Genomic DNA, 8,534 nt, shown 5'->3' with positions numbered 1-8,534 from the left:
GAATGCGAGACGAACCAGAAAAAGAAGACTGATGCAAAAAAAGACAGTTAATGTGATTGGCGCGGGGCTGGCGGGATGCGAATGTGCGTACCAGCTTGCAAAGCGCGGGATCGCGGTGCGGCTTTATGAAATGAAACCGCAGAAAAGGACGCCGGCGCACAGTGCGGACGGTTTTGCGGAACTCGTTTGCAGTAACTCGTTTCGCTCGGACAGGATCCACAATGCACCGGGACTCCTAAAGCAGGAAATGCGGCTTTTAGGCAGCCTGGTCATGCGGGTGGCGGACGAAAACCGGGTGGCGGCAGGCGGCGCGCTTGCTGTCGACAGGCAGGCATTTTCTGCGGCGGTGACAAAAGCGATAGCAGAAAACCCTGATATTGAGGTGATCGGGCAAGAGGTTACAGATCTCGGCCGTTTTACGGATGAAATTGTGGTGATTGCGAGCGGACCGCTGACATCGGATGGCCTTGCGCAAGAAATACGAAAGCTGGGCGGGGAAGAATATCTGCACTTTTTTGATGCGGCGGCGCCTATCGTTTCAGCGCAGAGCATCGATATGGATCATGCGTTTTTTGCTTCGCGCTATGAGCATGGCGGGGACGATTATGTGAATTGTCCAATGACGCGTGAAGAATATGAGGTTTTTTACCGTGAGCTGGTGGCGGCACAATGTGCGCAGATGCACGGTTTTGAAAAAGAAGGTGTGTTCGAGGGTTGTATGCCCATCGAAACGATGGCAGGGCGCGGACATGATACGATGCTGTTCGGGCCGTTGAAGCCAAAGGGACTGACCGACCCGAAGACAGGCAGGGAGCCGTTTGCCGTTGTACAGCTGCGTAGGGAAGACGAGAACGGAAGTATGTATAATCTGGTGGGGTTCCAGACGCATCTTAAGTTTGCGGAGCAGTCACGCGTGTTTGGGCTGATCCCGGCGCTTAAAAACGCGGAGTTTTTGCGCTACGGCGTGATGCATCGTAATACATTTTTGAATGCTCCTAAAATGCTGGACAGGTATTATCGGCTCAAGAAGCAGCCGAATATCCGTTTTGCGGGGCAGATCACGGGTGTGGAGGGTTATGTGGAAAGTGCATCGAGCGGGCTCATGGCAGGGATCTTTACAGCGTATGAGCTGCTTGAAAAACCGCTGCCGGAATTTGATGACGATACGGCAAGCGGCGCTTTGTGCAATCATGTTTGTGGTGCGGTGACATCAAATTTCCAGCCGATGAACATCAATTTTGGGATCATACGCCCCTTGGGGGAAAAGGTGCGGAAAAAGGAAGAAAAAAATACGCGCATCGCTTTGCGGGCGCTTAAGAAAGTAGAGCAGACGATAGAGGAGTTTTCGATCGTTTGAGCGGAGGACAATCATGTTAAAAGCAACGACAATACTGGCAGTAAAGATAGGGGACAGCTGCGCGATCGCCGGGGACGGACAGGTCACGATGGGCGAGAGTGTTATTATGAAAAAGAGCGCGACGAAGGTGCGCCGGATTTTTGGCGACAAGGTCGTGATCGGTTTTGCGGGCAGCGTGGCGGATGCGTTCGCTTTGTCCGAGAAATTTGAAGCGAAGCTAGAGGAATACGGCGGCAGTTTGCAGCGTGCGGCGGTAGAGCTGGCGCAGGAATGCCGCAGAGATAAGGCAATGCGGAAGTTAGAAGCGATGCTGATCGCGGCGGACAAGGAAAACCTGTTGATCATTTCCGGTACGGGCGAAGTGATAGAGCCGGACGACGGCGTATTCGCGATCGGTTCGGGCGGAAACTATGCCCTTTCGGCGGCGCGTGCGCTGATGCAGAATACGGAGCTCTCGGCAAAGGAAATCGCATATAAAGGGCTTAAAATAGCAAGCGAGATATGCGTATATACCAACGACAATATTAAAGTGGAAGAGGTGTAGGTGAGTATATGTCATATTTAACGCCAAAAGAAATCGTAGCGGCGCTCGATAAATATATCGTCGGACAGGACAAAGCGAAACGTGCTGTGGCGATCGCACTTCGTAACCGCTACAGGAGAAGCAAGCTAGACGAAGATATGCGCGAGGAGATCACACCAAAAAACATCATTATGATGGGGCCTACAGGCGTGGGCAAAAAGGAGATCGCGCGCAGACTTTCCAAACTGATGGACGCACCGTTTATCAAGGTAGAGGCGACGAAGTTTACAGAAGTCGGTTATGTGGGACGTGATGTGGAATCGATGATCCGCGATCTTGTGGAGGCTTCGATCCGTATGGTCAAGCAAAACCGTTTTGAAACAGTAAAAGATCGTGCCGCGCAGAACGCGGAAGACCGTCTGGTGGATATTCTTGTACCCAACAAGCAGGCAAGGCAGAACAGCAATCCTCTGGGGATGCTGTTTGGCGCGCCGCAAATTGAAGCGCCCCCGGCAGAGTCGGACGAGGAAAAACAAAAAAGGGTTTCGAGAAGGGATGAAGTGCGGGCAAACCTGCGCGCAGGCAAGCTTGACAGCCTGATGATCGAGATAGAGGTCGAAGTGTCGCAGAATATGGGTATGGAGATACCCGGCATGGGCGGCGAGAGCATGGGAGACCTTCTTTCGGGCATCCTGCCGACCAAGACAAAAAAACGCAAGGTGAGCGTACCGGAAGCGCGCAAGATTTTGGAGCAGGAAGAAGCGGAAAAGCTTATCGATATGGACGAGGTGACGCAGACGGCGATCGAACGTGCGGAACAGGACGGCATCATCTTTTTGGATGAGATCGATAAGGTAGCGGGCAAAGGTATGGGAAGCGGCCCGGATATATCGCGCGAGGGCGTGCAGAGGGATATCCTTCCTATTGTGGAAGGAAGCACGGTCGTTACCAAATACGGCCCGGTCAAAACGGACTATATGCTTTTTATTGCGGCAGGGGCTTTCCATGTGGCGAAGATTTCCGACCTGATCCCGGAGCTGCAAGGACGTTTTCCGATCAAGGTCGAGCTTGAAAACCTGACAAAAAAGGAATTCGAACAGATTTTGACACAGCCGAAGAACGCGATCACAAAGCAGTATGAAGCGCTTTTATTGGCGGATGGCGTGAATCTTGTGTTTACACCGGAAGCGTTGAAAAAGATTGCGGAATTTGCGCAGATCGTAAATGAAAGCACGGAGAACATCGGTGCGCGCAGGCTGCATACCATCATGGAGAACCTGTTAAACGACATCTCTTATAACGCAAGTGGCCTGGAGCCGGCGGTGGAGGTCGTTATTGACGAAAATTATGTGGTGGAGCATCTGAAAAACGAAGAACAATACCAGAACCTGCAGAAGTTTATCCTGTAGGCAAGGAACGGATATTGATAAAGGAAAAAATGTGAATTGGAAGTGTTTATGTTATAATGGATACAAATAGAAAGAGAGATAATAATTTGGAACAAAAGAATCATAAGGCGAAGAAACCGGAGCATCAACAGAAAAAGAACGAGAAAAAATCGGTTCCTTCCCTAAAAATCATACCGCTTGGCGGGATCGGCGAGATCGGTAAAAACATGACGGTGATAGAGTACGGAAACGACATCATCGTTGTTGACGCTGGCATGATGTTTCCGCGGGAAGAAATGCTGGGTGTCGACTATGTAATCGCGGATACGACGTATCTGCAAAAGAATATTGATAAGATCAGGGGAATCTTTTTTACGCATGGGCATGAAGACCATATCGGCGGCGTGCCTTATATCTTGCAGAAAATGAATGTACCGATGTATGGATCTACCCTGACGATGGCGCTGATCGAGGCGAAGCTGACGGAGCATCCGGGTGTTGTGCCAGACATCCATGTCGTAGGGAACGGCGAAAAAGTGAAGGCGGGCGTATTTACGGTGGAATTTGTAAAAGTCAGCCATTCGATCGACGACGCGATGGGGCTTGCGATCACGACGCCGCTTGGTATGCTGGTGCATACGGGCGATTTTAAGATTGACTTGACGCCGGCGTGCGGGGAAGTGATGGAGTTAAGCCGCTTTGCGGAGTTTGGTAAAAAAGGCGTGCTTGCGCTGATGTCTGACAGTACAAACGCGGAAAGAAGCGGATTTACCATGTCGGAAAGCCAGGTGGGCGAGACGTTCGTCAACTATTTCAGACAGGCAAAGGGACGTGTGATCGTTGCTTCGTTTGCGTCAAATGTGCACAGGATCCAGCAGGTGATCGACGTTGCGAAAATCTTTAATAAGAAGATATGCCTGTCGGGCAGAAGTATGTTAAAGATTGTAGGCGTCACCCGCGAACTTGGCTATCTTAATGTGGACGACGATATGTTTGTGTCGTTCGATGAAATAAAGAAACTGCGTGACAACCAGGTCGTCATTTTGACAACGGGAAGCCAGGGAGAAACAATGTCCGGGCTTGTTCGTATGGCGATGGGTCAGCACGCGAAGATCAATATCAAAGAAGGCGACCTCGTTATTATATCGGCGTCCCCGATCCCCGGGAATGAGCGCTATGTTTCGGACGTGATCAACATGCTTTACCGTAAGGGCGCAAATGTGATCAATGACGCGGTCGACATGGTGCATGTATCGGGACATGCCTGTCAGGAAGAACTGAAGCTGATGCTTTCGCTTGTGAAACCGAAATATTTTATTCCGGTACACGGCGAGTACAGGCACTTATACAAACATGCGGCGCTTGCGGAAAAGATGGGCATCAAAAAGAAAAATATCTTTATCCCGGAAATCGGTTCGGTCATCGAGCTGAATCGCAGGATGGGGCTGCAAAAGGATACGGTGCAGTCTGGCAGTGTGCTGATCGACGGGCTTGGAGTGGGAGATGTAGGCAATGTGGTACTGCGTGACCGCAAGCAGCTTTCGTCAGACGGGTTATTTATCGTCGTGGTCACCATCGCAAATGAGACAGGGGAGTTGATCTCGACGCCGGACATCGTGTCGCGCGGATTTGTATATATGAAGGAATCAGAAGACCTTCTGGAACGGTCGAAAAGCATTGTGACGGAGATCGTGGATATGTGCAAAGACAACGGGACAAGCGACTGGTCTACCCTCAAGAATTTCATCAGGAAAGACTTGTCTAATTATCTTTATGATATGACGCAGCGCAGCCCGATGATCCTGCCGATCATCATCGAAGTATAAGGAGAAATGTCATGGTAAATGTTTACGATAAGGCGAATGAGTTGGCCGCAATCATCAAGCAGAGCGAAGAATATAAAGAATATCTTAAAATAAAAGACGAGGTCTATGAGGATGAGCAGAATAAGCGCATGATCAAGGACTATAAAAAGCTGCAGTTTGAGGCGCAGGCCGCCTATATGACGGGGCAAGAGCCGAAGCCAGAGCTGATGGAGAAAATCCAGAAGATGGGAGAGGTGCTGCAGTTCAATCCGAAGATCACGGAGTTTTTTACTGCGGAGTACCGCTTTAATTCACTGGTGTCCGATCTTTACAAGATCATCGGTGAAGCGTGCGACGTAGGCGCGAATATGTTTGACGAGGACTGACACGGGAGAAGCAGGGTTTGGCAAAAAAACTGAACGATATTTACCTGAAAGAGAATAAGGAGCTGGAAACACACAAGATATTGGTGGACAGCGAGAAGCCGCCCAAGAAAAAGAAAGGGTCTTCTTCTGTTTGGGCAAAATTGCGCCCGCTTGTTGCCGTGGTGGTCAGTCTGGCGATCGTCGGGGGTATTGTTTACGGCGTGATCAACTATGTAAAAGGACATTACTTTGATCCGGTGGACGTAAACGATACGGCATCCGTCGAGGTGACGATCCCCAAGGGTTCTTCTTTGAGCAAGATTTCTGAGATACTGTACGACAACGAGCTTATTCAGAACAAGCAAGTGTTTAAGTTTTATGTCGATTTTTCGGATATGACGTCTAAGTTGAAGGCGGGTACATACCAGCTTTCTAAGAATATGGATTTTGACGACCTGATCTATGCTCTGCAAAAGGGGAAATCGTCCGCTTCTACCGCGCGGATACAATTTATTGAAGGCCTTGGCGTGACGGATTATGCGAATGTGCTGGTGGCGAGCGGTATTCTGAAGAATACGACGGAATATCTGGAGCTTGCCAAAACGGGAGAATCGTTTGTCGGGTATTCGTTTATTGCGGATGCGGTCACGAAGAACGCGGAAAACGGAAATGGTATGCTTTATGTTCTGGAGGGGTATTTGTTCCCGGATACATATGATTTTTATACCAACGCTTCTGCTTCGGACGCGATCCAAAAACAGCTTGACCGCTTCAATGAGATACTCGATATGAAGGCAGAGGGCAAGGAGCAGACGTACCGTGAGCGCGCGGAAGAGATAGGCATGACTGTCCATGACGCAGTAACACTTGCGTCGATCATTGAAAAAGAAGCAAAGGCCGCGGATTTTAAGAAAGTATCGATGGTCTTCCATAATCGTCTTGATAATGAAATGAGACTGGATTCGGACGCGACGCTTGCATATGCGCTGGGGGTAAAGAAGCTTGCCTTGACGGATGCGGAGCTTGATACGGATTCTCCATATAATACGCGCAAGATCATGGGGCTGCCAATCGGCCCGATCTGTAATCCGAGTAAGGCGGCGCTTGAAGCGGCGCTGTATCCGGACGAGGGTTATGAGGAATACTTCTACTTCACGTTGAAAGACCCCAAAACAGGTGAAATGGTATTTGCCAAGACACTTGAGGAGCATGACGAGAACGTTTCGAAATACGGACACCTGTACGCACAGGCGGACGCGGAAAACGCGACACAGGCGGACGGCGAATGAGCAAGATAGAGCTGCTGGCGCCCGCGGGCAACAGGGAGTGCATGGAAACTGCACTTTACTTTGGCGCGGATGCTGTATATATGGCGGGCAAGGATTTTGGGTTGCGCGCCTTTGCGGATAATTTTACGGACGACGAGCTGCGCGCAAGTGTGGAATATGCTCACGCGCTGGGCAAAAGGATATATATCACAGTCAATGCGGTGCTTTTTAACCATGAGCTTGAAGGGCTTTCGCCCTATCTCTCTTTTCTTGCAGAGATCGGCGCAGACGGGATCATTGTTTCTGATCCGGCGGTGCTGTACATTGTCCGTCGGGATCAGATCCCAATCACAGTGCATTTGAGTACGCAGGCAAATACGACCAACTATTTGTCTGCTTCTTTTTGGTATGAGCAAGGGATCAAGCGCATCGTCTTGTCACGCGAAGTGCCGCTTGAGGACATCAGGGTTATTCGTGAGAATGCGCCGGAGGGTCTTGAGATCGAGGCTTTTGTGCATGGCGCGATGTGTGTGGCGCATTCGGGGCGCTGTCTGTTGAGTGCCGCGCTTACCGGGCGCAGCGGCAACAAAGGCGCATGTGCGCAGCCCTGCCGCTGGGAATATTACCTATATGAAAAGGGTTATGACGGCCAGTATTTTAAAATTACGGAAGACGACAAAGGCACGTATATTATGAATTCCCGTGATTTGATGATGATCCGTTATATTCCGGAATTGATCGATGCGGGCATTACTTCTTTTAAAATCGAGGGACGCATGAAGTCTGCTTATTATGTTGCTTCCGTAGTCAGCGCATATCGACGCGCGATCGACGCTTATTATGAGCAGGGAAGCGCTTATGTGTTTGACGAGGGGCTGGAGGAAGAATTGGTGAAATCTGCTACGCGCGGGTTTAGCACGGGATTCTTTTTTGGAGAACCGGGACAGGCAGGACAGGACACGCAGCGGGATGTTGACCTGCGCAAATATACCTTTGTGGCAAAAGTAACGGATTGCGCACATGACGGGATGGTTAATGTAGAGCAGAGAAACAAGTTCAGCGTGGGAGAAACGCTGGAGGTGTTGTCGCCGGCTGTGCATGGGGCGGCCTTCCTTGTAGAACGCATCGAAACGCTGGCAGGAGAAGAACAGGACAGCGCGCCGCACCCGCAGCAGGCACTGCGCATCAACTGTCCGTATCCGCTGCAGGCGGGCGACGTTTTGCGCAGGCATAATTGATATGGGAGACTTGAGAATATGATACGATTTGGCCCGGCGGGGAATTCGGACGCATTTTATGAACAGGGATATAAGCATACAGTGGACGCGCCTAAGTGGATTTCCGATATGGGTCTCAATGCATTTGAATATTCGTTTGGCAGAGGTGTGAAGCTGCGCGAAGAAACAGGTGTGGCCATCAGAGAGCAGGCGCGCGATCATGGCATTGCTATGAGCGTGCATGCGCCGTATTATATCAATCTTGCGAACGATACGGAAGATAAATTTGAGAAGAACCTGACCTATTTTCGGGAATCGACAATAGCGGCCGGATATCTGGGCGCACAAAGGATCGTCTTTCATCCCGGTTCGTGTGCAAAATGCGACAGAACAGTTGCTTTCGAAAACGTTAAAAAAAATCTGAAAAATATAATTGATATCCTGAAGGGCGAAGGCTTTAAAGATTTTATTTATTGTGCGGAAACGATGGGGAAACTGAACCAGATCGCTGACCTTGATGAAGTGGGAGAGATCGCGCGTATCGACGACTGTATCTACCCTGCGATCGACTTTGGACACCTGAATGCGCGTACGCTTGGCGGGATCAAAAC

The 8,534-nt window shown here is 50.1% G+C and carries 8 protein-coding genes; all 8 read left to right on the top strand.

Annotated elements, in window-relative coordinates:
- Positions 1-31 precede the first annotated feature (31 nt).
- A complete protein-coding gene (gene trmFO, locus VB081_RS13165; protein ID WP_323401238.1) occupies positions 32-1,357 on the top strand; it encodes a methylenetetrahydrofolate--tRNA-(uracil(54)-C(5))-methyltransferase (FADH(2)-oxidizing) TrmFO in 1,326 nt (441 codons plus the stop codon).
- Between the two features lie 13 nt (positions 1,358-1,370).
- A complete protein-coding gene (gene hslV, locus VB081_RS13160; RefSeq protein WP_323401237.1) occupies positions 1,371-1,901 on the top strand; it encodes an ATP-dependent protease subunit HslV in 531 nt (176 codons plus the stop codon).
- A gap of 8 nt (positions 1,902-1,909) precedes the next feature.
- A complete protein-coding gene (hslU, locus tag VB081_RS13155) occupies positions 1,910-3,289 on the top strand; it encodes an ATP-dependent protease ATPase subunit HslU (RefSeq protein ID WP_323401236.1) in 1,380 nt (459 codons plus the stop codon).
- A gap of 56 nt (positions 3,290-3,345) precedes the next feature.
- Positions 3,346-5,094 (top strand): ribonuclease J, encoded by a 1,749-nt coding sequence (locus VB081_RS13150; RefSeq protein WP_323401235.1) that lies wholly within the window; start codon positions 3,346-3,348, stop codon positions 5,092-5,094.
- Between the two features lie 11 nt (positions 5,095-5,105).
- The gene (locus VB081_RS13145; protein WP_323401234.1) at positions 5,106-5,459 is read left to right on the top strand and encodes a YlbF family regulator; all 354 of its coding nucleotides are present in this window, start codon (positions 5,106-5,108) and stop codon (positions 5,457-5,459) included.
- 17 nt (positions 5,460-5,476) lie between these two features.
- Positions 5,477-6,727: an endolytic transglycosylase MltG gene (gene mltG / locus VB081_RS13140; protein ID WP_323401233.1), complete on the top strand. Its 1,251-nt coding sequence runs from the start codon at positions 5,477-5,479 to the stop codon at positions 6,725-6,727.
- Positions 6,724-7,944 (top strand): peptidase U32 family protein, encoded by a 1,221-nt coding sequence (locus VB081_RS13135; protein WP_323401232.1) that lies wholly within the window; start codon positions 6,724-6,726, stop codon positions 7,942-7,944. Before mltG ends, VB081_RS13135 begins: the two co-directional genes overlap by 4 nt.
- 18 nt (positions 7,945-7,962) lie before the next feature.
- A partial coding sequence (locus VB081_RS13130) for a TIM barrel protein (protein WP_323401231.1) occupies positions 7,963-8,534 on the top strand: 572 nt, incomplete at its 3' end.

This window comes from Christensenella sp. (genome assembly GCF_034927525.1).
GTDB lineage: Bacteria > Bacillota > Clostridia > Christensenellales > Christensenellaceae > Christensenella.
The sequence above is the reverse complement of the archived record's forward strand: the minus strand, read 5'-3'. Positions and strand labels throughout refer to the sequence as shown.

Coding starts and splice junctions, on each gene's coding strand:
- hslU (WP_323401236.1), top strand. CDS start 1,910: ATGTCATATTTAACGCCAAAAGAAATCGTAGCGGCGCTCGATAAATAT.
- VB081_RS13135 (WP_323401232.1), top strand. CDS start 6,724: ATGAGCAAGATAGAGCTGCTGGCGCCCGCGGGCAACAGGGAGTGCATG.
- VB081_RS13150 (WP_323401235.1), top strand. CDS start 3,346: ATGGATACAAATAGAAAGAGAGATAATAATTTGGAACAAAAGAATCAT.
- trmFO (WP_323401238.1), top strand. CDS start 32: ATGCAAAAAAAGACAGTTAATGTGATTGGCGCGGGGCTGGCGGGATGC.
- VB081_RS13145 (WP_323401234.1), top strand. CDS start 5,106: ATGGTAAATGTTTACGATAAGGCGAATGAGTTGGCCGCAATCATCAAG.
- hslV (WP_323401237.1), top strand. CDS start 1,371: ATGTTAAAAGCAACGACAATACTGGCAGTAAAGATAGGGGACAGCTGC.